Genomic DNA, 16919 nt, shown 5'->3' on the forward strand with positions numbered 1-16919 from the left:
GGCAGAGTCGTAACTCCCATCATCGGAAGACCTCGACCCATCAACCCGACACCGACACGCCCCCACGCCGACAACCGGCTACACCCTCAAATCGGAAGAGCCGGTATGGCCCCGCGGCCGTGCAAAGGGTGGAGAGATGGACGTGACCGAGGAGCTTGTCCAGCGACTCGATTGGCACTGGACCAACCAACTGCGACCGCGACTGGCCGGGCTGACGGACGCGGAGTACTTCTGGGAGCCCGTCGCCCATGCGTGGAACGTCCGGCCGCGCGTTTCGGAGGCGACTGCGCCGCAACCCGGGACCGGGCCGATGACCGTCGACTTCACGTTCCCGCACCCCGATCCGCCGTCGGTCACGACGATCGCCTGGCGGCTGGCGCACATCGTCGTCGGCTGCCTGGGCATGCGGAACGCCTCGCACTTCGGCGGCCCACCCTCCTACGACGACTTCGCCTATGCCGCCACCGCGGACGACGCTCTCGCTCAACTGGATTCGGCGTATGCCGTTTGGCTGGCTGGCATGCGGCGCCTCGATGCCGCAGCCCTCGCCGAGCCCTGTGGTCCCGCCGAGGGCCAACGGGCCGCCCTATCGATGGCTGGTGTTGCACATCAACCGCGAGGTCAGCCACCACGGCGCCGAGATCGTGGTGCTGCGCGATCTTTGGGCCATCATGATCACATGAGTGGCAGCGGCACCCGCGAAGACCCCTGGCAGCTGACCACGGCGCCGGGGACATCGGCATACGCCATGTGGCGCGACGAAGAGGCGGACCCGCCAGCGCTGGTGTGCCAAGTCGGCTCGACCACGCTTCGCTACCACCTGAGCGCAATCGACGATCTCGCGAACTGGCTTCGGGCGCAAGGCGATTGGGTCGACCTCGGCGCCGCCGACGAGCAGAAGCCCGCCAAGCCGGCCACGGTCGAGGCCTGGGGCCGCGACGAGGGCAACCCCGTCGGCGGGTGGTACGGCCTGCGCAAGGGCTACCGCGCACGGTTCGGCATGTATCTCCCGCCGCTACTGGAGAAACTCGGCCTCGTCGAGCGGGAGCACAACCCCCGCAACAACCGCGTCCGGGCGACGAACCGATGAGTATCCCCGTGGACATCGATCGTCTGGCCGCGGTGGTCGCGGACTACTCGGCGGCCTACCTGCTCACCACCCGCGCGGACGGGCGGGTCAAGGCGGTCTCGGCCGAACCCGCCGTCACCGACGGCGTCCTGATCCTGCAACCGAGCAAGGGCAGCGCGGCCAACCTGGCGGGCAACCCGAGGGCGACGCTGCTCTTCCCGCCGCCGGCGCCCAAGGGCTATACGCTGCTCGTCGACGGCGTGGCCACCGCCGACGCACCGGAGGCGGAGATTCGGTTCACACCGCATACGGCCGTCCTGCACCGCCCGGCGCGGCACGCGGACGGGCCGCCCGCCCCCGACACCGTGACCGGCTGCGCCAACGACTGCACCCCGCTCTGATCGACCGCCCGTAGTCTTGGCGCGTGTCGGGTCGCGTGCAATCGGTCAACATCGGCCTCCCGGTGCCGGGCGGCCCAAAGGGCCTGCCCAGCGGGATCGCCAAACTTCCCGCCCCAGTCATCGAGGTCCGGGCACCGGGCCCGAAACTCGGGGGACTGGGCAGCGGAGTCGTCGGTGACTTCCTCGGCGACCGGCGCCACCACGGCGGCGACCAACAGGCCGTGTACGCCGTCGCCCGCGAGGAACTGGACTGGTGGGCCGGGCACCTCGGTCGCGAGTTGCCGGACGGGATGTTCGGCGAGAACCTCACGACGTCCGGCCTCGATGTGGACGCCTCGATCGTCGGCGAGGTCTGGAACGTGGGCACCGCCGTGCTGAAAGTCACCGGCCCCCGCGTTCCGTGCGTGACCTTTGCTTCCCGCATGCGCGAGAAGGGCTGGGTCAAGCGGTTCGCGAAGCGCGGCCGCACCGGCGCCTATCTCGCGGTCATCGAGGGCGGCGAGATCCGAAGCGGCGACGCGGTCACAGTCTCGTATGTGCCCGACCACGCGCTGACGGTGCCCGACGTCTTCCGGGCCTGGCAGGGCGACACCGAACTGATCCGTCGGGTGCTGGCCCTCGTCGAACTCGACGACGCAGACCGGACCTTCTTCACCCGCCGGCTGCGCGCCGCCGAGCGATCGCCCTGAACGGACGCCCACCAGCTGCCTCGTGGGCTTGGGGTGGCTACGGGTTCAGGATGTCCAACCAGGAGGAGCGCAACCGCGCGGTGAGCAGGGCCGGGTCGTTCAAACGCAACCCGTAGGCCGCGGGCTGCTCCTGCCCGATCGCCTTCAGCAGCACCATCGCCCGCTGGGATGGGCTGCCGGTCAACTCGAAGGCGGCCATCAGCTCCGCGACCGTCGGGTTGCCGTCATCCGTCAGCGCGTCATTCGCCTTCGCGACGATCCACAAGAATGCTGCGGCCGTCATGGCGTCCCTGGACTGACGGCGGAAGATCGCCGGGTCTGCCAACGCCACCTGGGCAATCAGGCGTCGGCACGCGGTGCGCATCTCCACGTCATACAGGTCCATCGCCGCCACGTCGGCCAGGCTCGCGATCCCCTGCACCCGCGTGGCGATGTCGGACGCCACGCCGCTGAGGTCGAGCGGCTCGTCCGGCAGCGGATCGGCATTGAGGCCCGCAACAAGGTCCGGGCTGAGTCGGGTGAGCAGGGCTTCCCGGTGCAACTGACGCCACTCCTGCGTCAACGCCTCGATCCGGGCGCGCACGATCTCCGGATCATCGCGGAGCTCGTGGTAGCGCGCCTCCCACCGATCGACCGCGACGAGTGCCGCGGCTGTGTCGCTCTGATCGCACCCGTCCACGTCGTGGCAGTAGGAGACGAAGGCGCGCAAGACGGCCGGAGCGCGCTCATACAACTCCCGCGCCAAGATCGTGGGGAGCGCTGACGTCATGAGGGTCTCGATGATCTCCGGTGTCCACAAGAGCTCATCGCCCAGCATGTCGAGCGCGAACATCGCCAGCACGTGCGCCAGATCGTGATCGGCGGGGTCGTCCCCCAGGACCGGTGCCCCGAACGGCCCGCTGAGGAAGTCGTGCGCCAGGTCCGAGGCGTCCTCTTCCAGCTCCTCGAGCTCATCGAAGTCGGCCGGATCGCGCGGAGGCAGGGGTGTGCCGCCCTCGGGAAGCAGCCTGACCAGGTGCGACAGCAGCGGCCGCAGGCCCGGCCAGGTGTCGCCGGGCGGCATCCCGTGATCGATATTTCCGTATGCCGCGATGGCCGGCTCGACCTGCGCGCGCGCGTCCGCGAGACTCACCTCGACGAAGTTGGCCCGGTGGCCATCGCGCAAGGCGATCTCGGACAAGTTGGCCACGACCTGCGGGACGCTCTCATCGATCAGGAAGGCATCCTTGACCAGCGTGCCGAAGCGGTGGTCGATATAGACGAGCAGGGAGGAGTCCGGGACCCCGGGGGCGCTCAAGCCGAGGATCAGATCGTCGCCGACATCACCCGGGATAGCCATCGCCCATGCGCTGACAATGCGCAGGTCGTCCAGTCCCGAGACGCCCAGGGGCATCGGATGCCGGCGGCCGTCGATCTCGCGGCGAATCCGCGCGGCGAGGAGTTCATCGCTAGTCAAGGTGGCGATCACCATCAGCGCGGCCGTGGTCTCGGCCAGCGGCACGTCGCTGAAGCTTTCGACGAGTTGGGTGAGCGTGGGCTTGTCCACGAGTCCGGGGGTGACCGAGTTCGGGTCCAGGGCATCGAGCACACTGGACATCAGGTCGGCCAGCGCGAGCGGCTCGGCTCGCATGGCCGTGCGGATGCCCTGGATGAGTTCCTGGTCTTCCGGCCGCATCGCGGTATGCGTGCGTACCGGGGGCCGGCCGCGGGTCGCCGATCGGTTCGGCGTGCGCCGGTTGCTGCCGTGTCCACGTTTGCTCACGGCGTCATCCGATCACGCTGGCCGCACGTATGCCGCGTGCCCCAGCACTCACTGCGGCCACGCGGAGTGCGACCAGGCACCCCGGCCGGCGCGCATCGGCGCCCGCACGGCGCGCGCCGGGCTCGCCCACTCGCGCGCCGGTCCCCGCGACTGCGCCACGTCGTCCTCGCCGGCAGCGGCCAGCACTGCAACGAGCACCGCCACCTCCTCGGGCGTCGGGTTGCCCGCGACCACGCGCACGACGCGGGGCGGAGGGCCTTGCGACTCGGCGCTCACAGCGGAATGTTCCCGTGCTTCTTGGGCGGCAGGGTCTGCCGCTTGGTGCGCAGCGCTCGCAACGCCCGGGTGACATTCATCCGGGTGTTCGAGGGCGAGATCACCGTGTCGATATAGCCCCGCTCCGCCGCGATATAGGGATTGGCCAGCGTGTCCTCGTATTCGGTCACAAAGCCCTGGCGGGCGGCCACCATATCTCCGCCCTGCGCGGCGACGTCGGCCAACTCCTTGCGATACAGAATGTTCACCGCGCCCTGCGCGCCCATCACCGCGATCTGCCCGGTCGGCCAGGCCAAGTTGATATCGGCGCCGAGGTGCTTGGAGCCCATGACGTCATAGGCGCCGCCATACGCCTTGCGCGTGATGACGGTGACCTTGGGAACGGTGGCCTCGGCATACGCATAGATGAGTTTAGCGCCGCGCCGAATGATGCCATTCCACTCCTGGTCGGTCCCGGGCAGGAACCCCGGCACATCGACAAAGGTGAGCACCGGCACATTGAAGGCATCGCACGTTCGCACAAAACGCGCCGCTTTCTCGGAGGCGTCGATGTCGAGCGTGCCGGCGAACTGCATCGGCTGGTTGGCGACGATGCCCACGCTGCGCCCGTCGATCCGGCCGAAGCCGATCAAGATGTTGGGCGCGAACAGGGGCTGGACCTCGAGGAACTCGCCGTCGTCGACGACGTGCTCGATGACGATCTTCATGTCATAGGGCTGATTCGCCGAGTCCGGGATGAGCGTGTCGAGCTCGCGGTCCTCGTCGGTCGGGTCGAGATCGTTCTCCACGTCGAAGGCGGGCGGCTCCTCGAGATTGTTCGAGGGCAGATAGGACAACAACGCCTTGACATAGTCGATGGCGTCGGTCTCGTCGGTTCCCATGTAGTGCGCATTGCCCGACTTGGTGTTGTGCGTGCGCGCCCCACCGAGGTCCTCGAAGGCCACTTCCTCGCCGGTGACCGTCTTGATCACATCGGGGCCGGTGATGAACATGTGCGAGGTCCGGTCGACCATGACCGTGAAGTCCGTGATCGCCGGCGAATACACCGCCCCGCCAGCGCACGGCCCCATGATCAGCGAAATCTGCGGGATCACGCCCGACGCATGCACATTGCGCAGGAAGATCTCGCCATAGAGGCCGAGCGAGACGACACCTTCTTGAATGCGCGCGCCACCGGAGTCGTTCAGCCCGACGACCGGACAGCCGACTTTCATGGCGAAATCCATGACCTTGACGATCTTCTCGCCGAAGACCTCACCCAGCGACCCGCCGAAGACGGTGAAGTCTTGTGCGAACACAGCCACCGTGCGCCCGTCGACCTGGCCGTAGCCGGTGACCACACCATCGCCATAGGGTCGATGCTTTTCCTGACCGAACTGGTTGCTGCGGTGGCGCGCGTACTTGTCCATCTCGATGAAGGTGCCCTCGTCGAGCAGCAGCGCGATCCGCTCGCGCGCGGTCATCTTGCCTTTGGCGTGTTGCTTTTCCACCGCCCGCGTGGAACCGGCATTGGCGACCTCGGCGACGCGTCGCTTGAGGTCGGCCAGCTTGCCGGCCGTGGTGTGGATGTCCAACTCCTGCCCAGCGACGTCATCGGCCATGCGCCGAGCCTAGCCTTGCCGTCATGCGCCCCCCGCTCGATCCCGTCCTAATCCAGGCCCGCATCAAGGAGACGTCGATCACGCGCGTCGATGTCCACGACGAGGTCACCTCGACCAATGCCCTCGCCCAGGATCAGCGTGAGCCCTGGGTCGCGGTCGTGGCCGACTACCAGACCGGCGGCCGCGGACGCCTCGGCCGCACCTGGAGCGAGACGCCCCGCGCGGGTCTCGCCGTCTCGGTCCTCGTGCCCACCCCGCCGTATGCCGTGGGCTGGCTCCCGCTGCTCACCGGCCTCGCACTGCGCCGGGCGATCGCCGCGAGCGTGGACGTACGGGCCGACCTCAAGTGGCCCAACGACCTGCTCGATCCCGCCACCGGCCGCAAGCTCGCCGGCATCCTGTGCGAGGTGACGCCGGCGGGTGTCGTCATCGGGACCGGCCTGAACGTCGACCATCAGCGAGACGAACTCCCCGTGCCGACGGCAACCTCGCTCGCCCTTGTCACTGGTCGCGCGCCTGGCGAACTCGACCGTGGGGCCGTGCTCACGGCCTACCTGATCGCCCTCTGCGAGGCGTATGCCGTTCTGCTCGCCCGCGGCGACCGCCTCCGGTCTGCGCAGGCGGAGTATCGCGCGGCCTGCACCACCATCGGCGCGGACGTCGAGATCGACCGTGGCGGTGGCGCGCTCGTGCGTGCCCGCGCGAGCGGTGTCGACGACGACGGGCGCCTGCTCGTGCGCGACGCCGATGGACGGGCAAGCGCATTGGCTGCGGGTGACGTGCGTCACGTGCGCGTGGGAGAGTAGACGCATCATCGCCTGCAGGGAGAGCAATGGACCACGACGCCGAGATCCTGGAGTTCCTCCAGGGCGTCCGTGACCAACTCCTCGGCCCACCGGCCGCGCCTGAACTGACCGCGGCGGCAACCGCACTCAACGGAGCACCGGCCGTGCCACTGCCGACCGTCGCCGCCTTCTGGCACGCTCTCGGCTTCCCCGCCGACCCCGCCGATCGCGCGGTCACCGCGGCTGACCTGCAGGCGATCGACCAACTGCGCGACCTGGTGACCGAGGGCCTGGTGGATGAGCAGCTCGCCCTGGGCATGACGCGCGCTGTCGCCCGCACGGCCGACCGGCTCTCGGTCTGGCAGACCCAGCTTGTCGCCGAGTCGCTCGCCCCCGGCGACGACGCGCCCGACTCGCACGTCGACCTCGACTCCGCCCGCGAGGTGGCTCTGCGGCTGGCCCAGGCTGCCGACCGGATGGAGCAGCTGCTCACCTATGCCTGGCGGCGTCACCTCTTCGGCGCCGTGACCAGGATGGTCAGCGACGCCGACCCCACGGACGCGGGCGCCGGGCCGCGGCGGGTCGTCGGCTTCGCCGACTTGGTCAACTTCACGTCGGTCGTGCGCCGGGCCAGCGAACGGGAGCTGGCCGTGATGGTGCAGCGTTTCGAGCGGCTGGCCTCGGACATCGTCACCGCGCACGGTGGCCGGGTGATCAAGACGGTGGGCGACGAAGTGCTCTTCGTCTCGCGGGATCCGTTGGCCGGCACAGCGATTGCGCTCGATCTGGTGGACACGATGGGGGAGGAGGAGATGCTCCCCGCCGTGCGGGTGGGGCTGGCATACGGCCCCGTGCTCTCGCGGATCGGTGACGTCTTCGGCACGACGGTCAACCGCGCGTCCCGGCTGACCGCGGTCGCCGGGTCCGGCCGGGTGCTCGCCGACGAGCAGTTGTCGGCGCGGCTGGCGGAGTTGTCCGGCTTCTCCTTGCGCACCCAGCGGCGGCGGCACCTGCGCGGGATCGGGGCGGTGACGCCGCGCGAGGTGACCCGCAGTCATGGCGAGCGAAGAGCGCTGACGGCCCTTCCTCATACGATGACACCATGACCCGGGTGCTCCTCGCCGAGGACGACATCGCGATCGCCGAGCCGCTAGCGCGCGCGCTGCGTCGGGAGGGCTACGAGGTCGAGGTCCGCGGCGACGGTCAGGAGGCGCTTGAAGAGGCGCTGCGCGGGGTCGATCTCGTCGTCCTCGACCTCGGCCTGCCGACCCTGGACGGCCTGGAGGTATGCCGGCAGTTGCGCGCCTCGGGTGCGCAGGTTCCGGTCCTGATCCTGACCGCGCGCGCCGACGAGGTCGACACGGTCGTCGGGCTCGATGCCGGCGCGGACGATTATGTGACCAAGCCCTTCCGGCTCGCCGAGCTCCTGGCACGGGCACGCGCGCTGCTGCGGCGCGGGGCGAGTGATCCCGAGCCGGCCGCCGTTCTCCACATCGACACCGAGGCCCGGCGCGCGTTCTTCCACGGCAGCGAGCTGCTCTTGACGGGCAAGGAGTTCGCCCTGCTCAGCGTGCTCTACCGCGAGGCCGGCAAGGTCGTCTCTCGTGAGCAGTTGATGCACGAGGTCTGGGACACCGACTGGTATGGCTCGACCAAGACGCTCGATATGCACATCTCGGTGTTGCGTCGCAAGCTCGGCGATGACGCCGCCGGCCCCCGCTACATCTCCACGGTCCGCGGTGTGGGCTTCCGTTTGGACCTGGGCGGCGGCTGACGGCGGATGCGTGCGCTCGTCCTGCGATCGACCATGTTGGTGGTCGCGACCTGCCTGGTCATCGTCATGGTGCCGGTGTTCGGGAGTGTGGTCCTCTTCGCCGCGCGCGCCCCGTCCGACCGGATCGTGGGCAACTCGCTCAGCGGGGCCGGGCTGGCGCTGGTCGCCCTCGGCGTCTTCGCGGTGCTTGCCCTGCTGGCCGGGGCGATCGGCATGATCGTCGCCCGGCGCCAGGCCGCCCAGTTGACCGCGCCGCTGACCGCCCTGGCCGGCCAGGCCGAGCGGCTCGGGGCCGGCCAAGAGTCGACCACGCCCCTCGCAACCGGGATCCGCGAGATCGACAAGATCAGCGAGGTCCTCGCGGCCAGTTCGATGGACATGAGCCGGGCGCTCAGTGCCGAGCGGGACTTCGCCGCCGACGCCAGCCATCAGTTGCGCACGCCGCTGGCAGCCCTGCTGCTGCGGCTGGAGGAGATCGGGGCGACCGACGATCCCGTCGTCGTGCGTGAGGAGGCCGAGACGGCGATCGCGCAGGTGGAGCGCCTGGCAGGAGTCGTTGACGACCTCATGGGCCGCGCCAAGCGGCGCCCGGCCGAGACCTCGGCCGTCTCCCTCGACTCGGTGATCGCCGCCCTCCAACGCGAGTGGCAACCGGCCCTGAGCGGGGCGCGCCGCAGCATGCGGGTCCATGGGGAGCGGGGCCTGCAGGTACTCATCCCGAGACCGGCGCTCTCGCAGATCCTCTCGACGCTCATCGAGAATTCGCTGGCCCACGGCCGGGGCACGGTCTCGGTGCACGCCCGCCGGTCGGGCCCGACCGTGGTCGTCGAAGTGAGCGACGACGGCGCCGGGGTGGCTCCAGAGATCGCCGCCCACATCTTCGAGCGGTCGGTCTCGAGCTCCGGGACCGGCCTGGGGCTCGCCCTCGCCCGCGACCTGGCCGAGAACAACTACGGCCGGTTGGAGTTGCTCCGCGCGGACACGGCGTTGTTCGGGTTGTTCTTGTCCGAGGCGTCCTCGAGTTCTTTGGCGAAGACGAACCTGCGGTAGGCCCAGAACCGGAAAAGGGTGCCCAAGCCGATGCCGAAGACGTTGGCGATATTGTCGGCGATCAGCGTCGTCAGGCCGAGGCCGTAGTGCGAGAAGGCGATCGCGCCCGCCCCGATCACCAGCGCGGCGACATTGGTCACCACGAAGAGGGTGAACTCGTGCGGTGCCGACCGGTTGCGGCGATGACGGAAAGTCCACTGCCGGTTGCCGAGCCACGAGAAGACCGTGGCGACGCTCGCCGAGACGACCTTGGCCGTGGTCGGTTTGTCCTCCAGCACCGTGTGGCGCAGGACATTCATCAGGCCGACGTCGATGACGAAGGCGAGCGCACCGATGATGCCGAACTTCACGACCTCGCGCCACAGGGTGTCGATGGTGCCGCGGGCCCAGGCGAGTGGGCTGGAGGTCGTGGACACTGCCAAAGCGTAACCGCGGCTGCTGGGGACCACGGGTATTCTCACGGGGTGGACGCGACCCCTTCGACGCCGCTGCGCGCCCCGGGGGGCTTCCCGGTCGTCGGCATCATCGGCGGCGGTCAACTTGCCCGTATGTGCGCTGGCCCGGCCATCGAACTCGGCATCACGCTCGCGGTGCTCGCCGAAGAAGCGGACGGCTCCGCCGCCCAAGCGGTGCGCTGGGCCCCGGTCGGGGACTACCGCGACCCGGCGACGGTGCTCGCCTTCGCCCGGGAGTGCGATGTCATCACCTTCGACCACGAGCACGTTCCGGCCCCGGTGCTGGCGGCACTGGCCGACGCCGGCATACCGATGCATCCGTCGCCCGCCGCGCTCGTCTACGCCCAGGACAAACTCGCGATGCGTGCGCGGCTGGGGGAACTCGGCATACCGTGCCCGCGGTGGCAGGCGGCGCAGTCCGCCGAAGACGTCGCCGCCTTCGGGGCGGAGGTCGGGTGGCCGGTCATCGCCAAAGTGCCCACCGGCGGATACGACGGCAAGGGCGTGCTGGTGATCGACGGCCCGGCAGACGTCGCGGAGTGGCTCGAGCGTGGACCGGTCCTGCTGGAGGAGCGCGTCGACTTCGTGCGCGAACTGGCCGTCCTCATCGCGCGCTCGCCTTCGGGGCAGGCGGCAGCGTGGCCGGTCGTCGAAACGATCCAGCAAGACGGCATCTGCGTCGAGGTGCAGGCTCCGGCCGAGGGTCTCGCTGACGAACTCGCAGCCGAAGCGACCCTCGCCGGGCTGCGCCTGGCCGGAGAACTGGCCGTGACGGGGGTGCTCGCGGTGGAGATCTTCCAGACCCTCGACGGCGGCTTCGTCGTCAACGAACTCGCGATGCGCCCGCACAACAGCGGCCACTGGAGCATGGACGGCGCCGTGACCGGGCAGTTCGAGCAGCATTTGCGTGCGGTGCTCGATCTGCCGCTCGGTGCGCCGACGCCGCTCGCGCCGGTGACGGTAATGGCCAATGTGCTGGGGGGCGACTATCCGCAGCTCTATCCGGCCTACCGCCACCTGCTCGCGCGGGATCCCGGGCTGCGAATGCATATGTACGGCAAGGGTGTTCGGCCCGGACGCAAGATCGGCCATGTCAATGTCGTCGGCGCCGACCGGGCGCAACTGAGCGAGCGTGCCCGGCACGCCGCGGACTATCTCTCGGGAGTGATCACCGAATGACCGAATCCCCGCTCGTGGGCCTCGTCATGGGCAGCGATAGTGACTGGCCCGTGATGGAGCAAGCGGCAATTGCCTTGCAGGAGTTCGGAATCGCCTTTGAGGCCGATGTCGTCTCTGCCCACCGGATGCCCGAGGACATGATCACGTATGGCCGCGAGGCTGCCGCCCGGGGATTGCGGGTCGTGATCGCGGGCGCGGGCGGGGCGGCGCACCTGCCCGGGATGCTCGCGTCGGTCACGCCGCTGCCGGTGATCGGGGTGCCGGTGCCGCTGACCTACCTGGACGGGATGGACTCGCTGCTCTCGATCGTGCAGATGCCGGCCGGCGTGCCGGTCGCGACGGTCTCGATCGGCGGAGCCCGCAATGCCGGGCTGCTCGCGGCCCGCATCCTCGGGTGCGGGGAGGGCGAGGAGGCGGCCCGGGTGCGGGCGGCCGTGGTGAGTTTTCAGGCGGGGATGCGGGACACGGCATACGCCAAGGGGGCGGCGCTGCGGGGACGGGCGGGCGGCTGACGCCGAGCGTCAGCGCCCGGGCATGAGGCGCTTGTTCTCGATCTTGGGGCAGGTGTCCATGACGACGTCGAGGCCGGCGCGGCGCGCACGGTCGGCGGCCGCGGCGTCCTTGACGCCCAACTGCATCCAGATGGCGTCGATCGAGAGGCGGTCCTTGTTGGCGATGACCTCGTCGACGATCGCTCCGACATGCTGGGAGTTGACGAAGCAGTCGACGACCTTGACGTCCACGCCGTCGGGGATGTCGGAGATGCTCGCGTAGCCCGGCTCGCCGTGGACCGTCTCGGCCTTGGGGTGGACCGGGATGATGCCCTTGTCGAGCTCGTACTTCAGATAGCGGGCGATCCGCCAGGCGTCCCGCTCGCGGTTGTCGGAGAGGCCGACGATAACCCAGATGCCAGGATCGATGAGCAGGTCGTCGATCAGGTCCGGGTCGTTCAGATGAGTCAGTGTCATCGGTTCACTATGGCAGCAAAGCGCCCGGTCAGTCCGAGCCGAAGAGGTCGCGGGTGTAGACCTTGTCGGCCACATCGGCGAGTTCGGGGGCACGGCGGTTGGCGACGATCACATCGCTGCGGGCCTTGAACTCGGCGAAGTCGTGCACCACCTCGGAGCCGTAGAAGGACGCATCCTCCAGCTCGGGCTCGTAGACGATCACCGAGATCCCCTTGGCCTTGATCCGCTTCATGATGCCCTGCACCGAGGAGGAGCGGAAGTTGTCCGAGCCGGCCTTCATGATCAACCGGTAGACGCCCACAACGCGCGGGCGGCGCGAGACGATGTCGGCTGCGACATAGTCCTTGCGGGTGGTGTTGGCATCAACGATGGCGCTGATCATCGTCTGGGGCACGTCCTGATAGTTCGCCAGCAATTGCTTCGTGTCCTTCGGCAGGCAGTAGCCGCCATAGCCGAAGGACGGGTTGTTGTAGTGGCTGCCGATCCGCGGGTCCAGCCCGACACCCTCGATGATCTGGCGGGTGTCGAGGCCGTGCGTGGAGGCGAAGGTGTCGAGCTCATTGAAGTAGGCGACGCGCATCGCCAGATAGGTGTTGGCGAACAGCTTGATCGCCTCGGCCTCGGTCGATCCGGTCAGCAGGACCGGTGTGTCGTCGTCCTCGCTTGCCGCGGCCAACAGATCCGCGAACCGACGGCCACGATCGCTGACCTCGCCGACGACGATCCTCGAGGGGTGCAGGTTGTCATGCAGGGCCCGGCCCTCGCGCAGGAACTCGGGGGAGAAGATGACATTCTCGGTGCCCAGCCGCCGCCGCACACCCGCGGTGAACCCCACCGGGATCGTCGACTTGATGACCATGACGGCGTCCGGGTTGATGCGCATGACGTCCCGGATCACTGACTCGACCGAGCGGGTGTCGAAGTAGTTCGTCACCTCGTCGTAGTTCGTGGGCGTCGCGATGATGACGAACTCGGCCTCGGCATACGCCTCGTCCGGGCTGACCGTATAGGTGATGTCGAGGCGCTCCTGATTCAGGAAGCGCTCGATGTCCGGGTCGCTGATCGGGCTCTCGCCCGCTTGCAGCATCGCGATCTTGCGGGCATCGATGTCGTGGGCGAAGACGCGGTTCTGCCGGGCGAGCAGCATCGCCAGCGAGAGACCGACATACGAGGTGCCGACGACGGCGATGGTGGCGGGTGCGGCGGGGGTGGACACGATTGGGGAGTCTAAGCGGCGGTGGGCCGGGCTGAGTTCACGCGCGGGTAGCGTTGCGGGCATGCGATTCGGAATGTTCATCCCGCAGGGCTGGCGCATGGACCTCGCCGGCATCGACCCCGACCAGCACTGGGGCGTGATGGCCGGCCTGGCGCGGCGCGCCGACGCCCAGGCCGAGTGGGAGTCGATCTGGGTCTACGACCACTTCCACACCGTCCCGATGCCGAGCCAGGACGCGACGCACGAGGCCTGGACGCTGATGTCCGCCTTTGCCGCGGTGACCGGGCGGGTGCGGCTCGGGCAGATGTGCACGTGCATGAGCTACCGCGACCCCGCCTATCTCGCCAAGGTCGCGGCGACGGTCGATGTGATCTCCGAGGGGCGGGTCGAGATGGGCATCGGCGCGGGCTGGTACGAACACGAGTGGCGCGCCTATGGATACGGCTTCCCCAGTGCGGGCGAGCGACTGGGCCGGCTGCGCGAGGGCGTCGAGGTCTTCCGCCAGGCATGGACCACGGGCTCGGCCACGCTTGCCGGCGAGCACTACCAGGTTGATGGGGCACAGGTCTGGCCGCGCCCCCTGCAGGGCACGAGCGCCCCCGGATCGGCGAGCAACGGCATACCGATGTGGATCGCCGGTGGCGGGGAGAAGAAGACGCTGCGCATCGCGGCCGAGTATGCCGACTACACCAACTTCGACGGCTCGCTCGAGGGGTTCGCGGCCAAGTCGGCGATCTTGGCGGGGCACTGCCGCGACATCGGCCGCGACTTCGGGTCCATCACCCGCACGGCCAACTACAACGTTGTCATCGGCGCAAACCAGAAGGAGATCGACGACCGCCTCGCCTGGCTGGTCGACCACTACAAGCGATCCGGCGTGCCCGACCAGATCCTGCAGGCCCAGCTGCCCGGCATCAAGAACGGCCCCGCCGTCGGGACGCCCGAGCAGATCGCCGAGCGCCTGGTCGCCTTGGAAGGCCTGGGCATGGCGTATGCCATCTGCTACTTCGCCGAGGCGGCCTACGACCTCTCCGGGGTCGAGCTCTTCGAGCAGCAGGTGATCCCGGCGCTCTCGGACGCCTCGCCCGAGCAGCCGCACCACCGGCGCTGGCACCTGCCCGGCCGCGACTGACACGCCTGGTATGACCGCGGTCACCTCGCGGCGGCTGGTCTCGGCGCCGCGGTCTAGCCTGGCGATATGACCAACCCTGACTTCGACACCTACCGGCTTTCCGAGGACCACGAGGCGATCCGGGACGCGATCCGCGACATTGCGACCGACAAGATCGCTCCGTATGCCGCGGACGTCGACGAGCAGGCGCGCTACCCGCAGGAGGCGCACGACGCGCTCGTGGCGTCCGAGTTCTTCGCGCCGCACGTGCCCGAGGAGTATGACGGCGTGGGCGCCGACGCGCTCGCCACCTGCATCGTCATCGAGGAGGTCGCGCGAGCCGATGTCTCGGCGTCGCTGATCCCGGCGGTGAACAAGCTCGGCTCGATGCCGCTGATGATCGCGGCGAGCGAGGAGGTCAAGAAGCGTTACCTGCCCAGGCTCGCGGCGGGTGAGGGGTTCGCCTACGGCCTGTCCGAGCGCGAGGCCGGCAGCGACACGGCCGGCATGACCTGCCAGGCCCGCGACAACGGCGACGGCACCTTCACTCTCAACGGTGGCAAGGCGTGGATCACCAATGCCGGTGTGGCAGAGCTCTATACGGTCATGGCCGTCACAGACCCCGGTGGTCGCCGCGGGGCGAATGTCACCGCCTTCGTCGTCGAGAAGTCCGACCCCGGATTCGGTTTCGGAGAGAAGGAGCGCAAGCTCGGGATCAAGGGCAGCCCGACGCGCGAGTTGCTCTTCGACAACTGCACCATCCCCGAGGACCGGATGGTCGGTGCGCGCGGTGAGGGGCTCAAGGTCGCGTTGAAGACGCTCGACCACACCCGGATCACCATCGGCGCCCAGGCCGTCGGAGTGGCGCAGGGGGCCCTGGACGTGGCGCTGGCCTATGTCAAGGAGCGCAAGCAGTTCGGCAAGGCCATCGCCGAGTTCCAGGGCCTGCAGTTCATGCTCGCGGACATGGCCATGGAGCTCGAGGCGGCGCGGCAACTGGTCTATGTGGCCGCGGCCAAGTCGGAGCGGCATGACCGGGACCTGTCCTTCTTCGGGGCCGCGGCAAAGTGCTTCGCCTCGGATGTCGCGATGAAGGTCACCACCGACGCCGTGCAGCTGCTCGGTGGCGCCGGCTATGTCAAAGACTTCCCGGTCGAGCGGATGATGCGCGACGCCAAGATCACCCAGATCTACGAGGGCACCAATCAGATCCAGCGGATCGTCATGGCCCGCCAGTTGTTGCGCTGACGCGTCAAGGGGCCTTGGTCGGCAGCAGTTCGGCCGGAATCGCGTCGTCACCTCGCAGGGCGCTGAACAGGCGCTCGGCGCCGGCGGCGTCCCACTCGACGGCAAGCCCGGCCGCAGTCGGCAGGCCGGGGTTGGAGACCGGCACCGTCACGGAGTTGCCCTTGCCCCCGGCGACCGCGCGCAGCCCGAGGAACGCCCGCGAGGTGCCGATCATCCCGTCATCGCTGCCGATGGCGACGGCGCTGCCCGCGGACGTGCCGATCGAGTGCAGGCGCCAGGGGAAAATCACCGTCGAGGGCGTGCCGATCTTGCCCATCAGGGCGCCGAGGAATTGCCGCTGCCGCTTGACGCGCCCGAGGTCGCCCTCGGGGTCGGAGTAGCGGGCCCGGACATAGCCCAGGGCGTTCTTGCCGTTCAGCGTCTGGCAGCCGGCCGGCAGGTCGATGTGCGCCTTCTCGTCGTTCATCGCGTGCGGTAGGCACATCCGCACCCCGCCGACCGCGTCGACGAGGTTGGCGAAGCCAGCGAACCCGATCTCGACATAGCCGTCCAGGTGCAGGCCCGTCGACTTCTCGATGGTCGCAGCGAGCAGCGGCGGGCCGCCGATGGCGAAGGCGGCGTTGATCTTGTTCATCCCGTGCCCCGGGATCTCCACATAGGAGTCGCGCGGGATCGACAGCAGCGTCGGATCGCCGCCGCCGGTGTGCAGCACCATGATCGAGTCGGTGCGCGCCCCCTCGGCGTAGCCGGTGCCCAGTTCCTTGCGCTGCTTCGGCGTCAGCTTGGCGCGGGCGTCGGAGCCCACCATCAGGTAGTTGCTACCGGCCGTGTCGGAGATGTGGCCGCCGGCCGGGGTGGCATCGACGCGCCCAACGCTCGACCAGGCGCCGTGGACGGCCCAGATCGTCGCCGCGACCCAGGCGATCGCGGTCACGAGCAGCAACGCCACGACCCGCCTAACCGTATGCCCGGTGCCCCGCGGCCTCGGTGGCGGAACCAGCCGCTCGGGCCGGGTCGGCCGGGCCGGCGGAGCTGCCGGCCCGGTGGGCATCGTCGGCTCCGGCCGGTGTGACCACGCGGGGGGAGCGTCGAAATCGTCATCGTGCCAGCCGACATACGGGTCGCGCGGCTGGGTGGGCAGCGCCTGGGTGCGGTCGCCGACGGGCGGTGCGGGGGGAGTCGCGGACGGCGTCCGGCGCCGCTGGGGAATGGCCCGCGCGTCGCCCGATGTGTCACGTCCGTCGAAGCGATCGCTCACGTGCGCACCAAACGCTCGACGGGCCGGGTCATGCCGGACAGGGTAAACGCCCGACCTGACCCGAGCCGGGATACTTG

At 69.2% G+C, this 16919-nt stretch carries 18 protein-coding genes; 11 read left to right on the plus strand and 7 right to left on the minus strand.

Features of this window, described 5'->3' with window-relative positions; translation table 11 throughout:
* The first annotated feature begins 136 nt into the window (after positions 1-136).
* Genes ABD209_RS17405 through ABD209_RS17415 form a run of 3 tightly spaced genes read left to right on the plus strand, consistent with a single transcriptional unit; the run spans position 137 to position 2159 of the window.
* Positions 137-1090, plus strand: coding sequence for a DinB family protein (locus tag ABD209_RS17405; RefSeq protein WP_344068667.1), 954 nt, complete (start codon positions 137-139; stop codon positions 1088-1090).
* An 8-nt stretch (positions 1091-1098) separates the two neighbouring features.
* A complete protein-coding gene (locus ABD209_RS17410; RefSeq protein ID WP_344068670.1) occupies positions 1099-1470 on the plus strand; it encodes a pyridoxamine 5'-phosphate oxidase family protein in 372 nt (123 codons plus the stop codon).
* A 23-nt stretch (positions 1471-1493) separates the two neighbouring features.
* The gene (locus ABD209_RS17415; RefSeq protein WP_344068672.1) at positions 1494-2159 is read left to right on the plus strand and encodes an MOSC domain-containing protein; all 666 of its coding nucleotides are present in this window, start codon (positions 1494-1496) and stop codon (positions 2157-2159) included.
* Between the two features lie 37 nt (positions 2160-2196).
* Here ABD209_RS17415 and ABD209_RS17420 read toward each other — a convergent pair whose 3' ends face one another.
* From ABD209_RS17420 to ABD209_RS17430, 3 genes are read right to left on the minus strand one after another with little or no spacing between them, the layout of a single operon-like run.
* Positions 2197-3921: a hypothetical protein gene (locus tag ABD209_RS17420; RefSeq protein ID WP_344068675.1), complete on the minus strand. Its 1725-nt coding sequence runs from the start codon at positions 3919-3921 to the stop codon at positions 2197-2199.
* Between the two features lie 48 nt (positions 3922-3969).
* Positions 3970-4197: an acyl-CoA carboxylase epsilon subunit gene (locus ABD209_RS17425; RefSeq protein ID WP_344068678.1), complete on the minus strand. Its 228-nt coding sequence runs from the start codon at positions 4195-4197 to the stop codon at positions 3970-3972.
* Entirely contained in the window at positions 4194-5798 is a 1605-nt protein-coding gene (locus ABD209_RS17430; protein WP_344068681.1) for an acyl-CoA carboxylase subunit beta, read from the minus strand. The genes ABD209_RS17425 and ABD209_RS17430 overlap by 4 nt, the downstream gene beginning before the upstream one ends.
* Before the next feature lie 23 nt (positions 5799-5821).
* Here ABD209_RS17430 and ABD209_RS17435 point away from each other — a divergent pair, with 23 nt between their 5' ends.
* Genes ABD209_RS17435 through ABD209_RS17450 form a run of 4 tightly spaced genes read left to right on the plus strand, consistent with a single transcriptional unit; the run spans position 5822 to position 9407 of the window.
* On the plus strand, positions 5822-6604 hold the full coding sequence (locus ABD209_RS17435; RefSeq protein WP_344068684.1) for a biotin--[acetyl-CoA-carboxylase] ligase: 783 nt from the start codon (positions 5822-5824) through the stop codon (positions 6602-6604).
* 26 nt (positions 6605-6630) lie between these two features.
* Entirely contained in the window at positions 6631-7689 is a 1059-nt protein-coding gene (locus tag ABD209_RS17440; protein WP_344068686.1) for an adenylate/guanylate cyclase domain-containing protein, read from the plus strand.
* Positions 7686-8357, plus strand: a complete 672-nt coding sequence (locus ABD209_RS17445) for a response regulator transcription factor (protein WP_344068689.1) — start codon at positions 7686-7688, stop codon at positions 8355-8357. Before ABD209_RS17440 ends, ABD209_RS17445 begins: the two co-directional genes overlap by 4 nt.
* A gap of 6 nt (positions 8358-8363) precedes the next feature.
* Entirely contained in the window at positions 8364-9407 is a 1044-nt protein-coding gene (locus tag ABD209_RS17450) for a sensor histidine kinase (RefSeq protein WP_344068692.1), read from the plus strand.
* Here the strand turns inward: ABD209_RS17450 and ABD209_RS17455 are convergent.
* Positions 9308-9823: a GtrA family protein gene (locus ABD209_RS17455; RefSeq protein WP_344068695.1), complete on the minus strand. Its 516-nt coding sequence runs from the start codon at positions 9821-9823 to the stop codon at positions 9308-9310. The two genes, ABD209_RS17450 and ABD209_RS17455, sit on opposite strands and share 100 nt — an antisense overlap.
* Before the next feature lie 48 nt (positions 9824-9871).
* Here ABD209_RS17455 and ABD209_RS17460 point away from each other — a divergent pair, with 48 nt between their 5' ends.
* Together ABD209_RS17460 and purE are read left to right on the plus strand one after the other, a co-directional pair.
* Positions 9872-11041 (plus strand): 5-(carboxyamino)imidazole ribonucleotide synthase, encoded by a 1170-nt coding sequence (locus tag ABD209_RS17460; protein ID WP_344068697.1) that lies wholly within the window; start codon positions 9872-9874, stop codon positions 11039-11041.
* A complete protein-coding gene (gene purE / locus ABD209_RS17465) occupies positions 11038-11553 on the plus strand; it encodes a 5-(carboxyamino)imidazole ribonucleotide mutase (RefSeq protein ID WP_344068700.1) in 516 nt (171 codons plus the stop codon). Before ABD209_RS17460 ends, purE begins: the two co-directional genes overlap by 4 nt.
* A 9-nt stretch (positions 11554-11562) precedes the next feature.
* Here purE and ABD209_RS17470 read toward each other — a convergent pair whose 3' ends face one another.
* Positions 11563-12009, minus strand: coding sequence for a CoA-binding protein (locus tag ABD209_RS17470; RefSeq protein WP_344068703.1), 447 nt, complete (start codon positions 12007-12009; stop codon positions 11563-11565).
* Positions 12010-12037: 28 nt separating this feature from the next.
* Entirely contained in the window at positions 12038-13225 is a 1188-nt protein-coding gene (locus ABD209_RS17475; protein ID WP_344068706.1) for a nucleotide sugar dehydrogenase, read from the minus strand.
* A gap of 61 nt (positions 13226-13286) precedes the next feature.
* Between ABD209_RS17475 and ABD209_RS17480 the strand changes: the two genes are divergently transcribed.
* Together ABD209_RS17480 and ABD209_RS17485 are read left to right on the plus strand one after the other, a co-directional pair.
* Positions 13287-14357 (plus strand): LLM class F420-dependent oxidoreductase, encoded by a 1071-nt coding sequence (locus ABD209_RS17480; RefSeq protein ID WP_344068709.1) that lies wholly within the window; start codon positions 13287-13289, stop codon positions 14355-14357.
* 66 nt (positions 14358-14423) lie between these two features.
* Positions 14424-15584, plus strand: coding sequence for an acyl-CoA dehydrogenase family protein (locus ABD209_RS17485; protein WP_324385705.1), 1161 nt, complete (start codon positions 14424-14426; stop codon positions 15582-15584).
* A gap of 4 nt (positions 15585-15588) precedes the next feature.
* Here ABD209_RS17485 and ABD209_RS17490 read toward each other — a convergent pair whose 3' ends face one another.
* Entirely contained in the window at positions 15589-16842 is a 1254-nt protein-coding gene (locus ABD209_RS17490) for an LCP family protein (protein ID WP_344068712.1), read from the minus strand.
* Positions 16843-16919 lie beyond the last annotated feature (77 nt).

The organism is Nostocoides vanveenii, assembly GCF_039531165.1.
Taxonomy (GTDB): Bacteria; Actinomycetota; Actinomycetes; order Actinomycetales; family Dermatophilaceae; genus Nostocoides_A; species Nostocoides_A vanveenii.

Bases quoted from the DNA above. Each gene is read 5' to 3' on its own strand.
- ABD209_RS17405 (WP_344068667.1), top strand. From the start codon at position 137: ATGGACGTGACCGAGGAGCTTGTCCAGCGACTCGATTGGCACTGGACC.
- ABD209_RS17430 (WP_344068681.1), bottom strand. From the start codon at position 5,798: ATGGCCGATGACGTCGCTGGGCAGGAGTTGGACATCCACACCACGGCC.
- ABD209_RS17435 (WP_344068684.1), top strand. From the start codon at position 5,822: ATGCGCCCCCCGCTCGATCCCGTCCTAATCCAGGCCCGCATCAAGGAG.
- ABD209_RS17440 (WP_344068686.1), top strand. From the start codon at position 6,631: ATGGACCACGACGCCGAGATCCTGGAGTTCCTCCAGGGCGTCCGTGAC.
- ABD209_RS17445 (WP_344068689.1), top strand. From the start codon at position 7,686: ATGACCCGGGTGCTCCTCGCCGAGGACGACATCGCGATCGCCGAGCCG.
- ABD209_RS17450 (WP_344068692.1), top strand. From the start codon at position 8,364: ATGCGTGCGCTCGTCCTGCGATCGACCATGTTGGTGGTCGCGACCTGC.
- purE (WP_344068700.1), top strand. From the start codon at position 11,038: ATGACCGAATCCCCGCTCGTGGGCCTCGTCATGGGCAGCGATAGTGAC.
- ABD209_RS17470 (WP_344068703.1), bottom strand. From the start codon at position 12,009: ATGACACTGACTCATCTGAACGACCCGGACCTGATCGACGACCTGCTC.
- ABD209_RS17480 (WP_344068709.1), top strand. From the start codon at position 13,287: ATGCGATTCGGAATGTTCATCCCGCAGGGCTGGCGCATGGACCTCGCC.
- ABD209_RS17485 (WP_324385705.1), top strand. From the start codon at position 14,424: ATGACCAACCCTGACTTCGACACCTACCGGCTTTCCGAGGACCACGAG.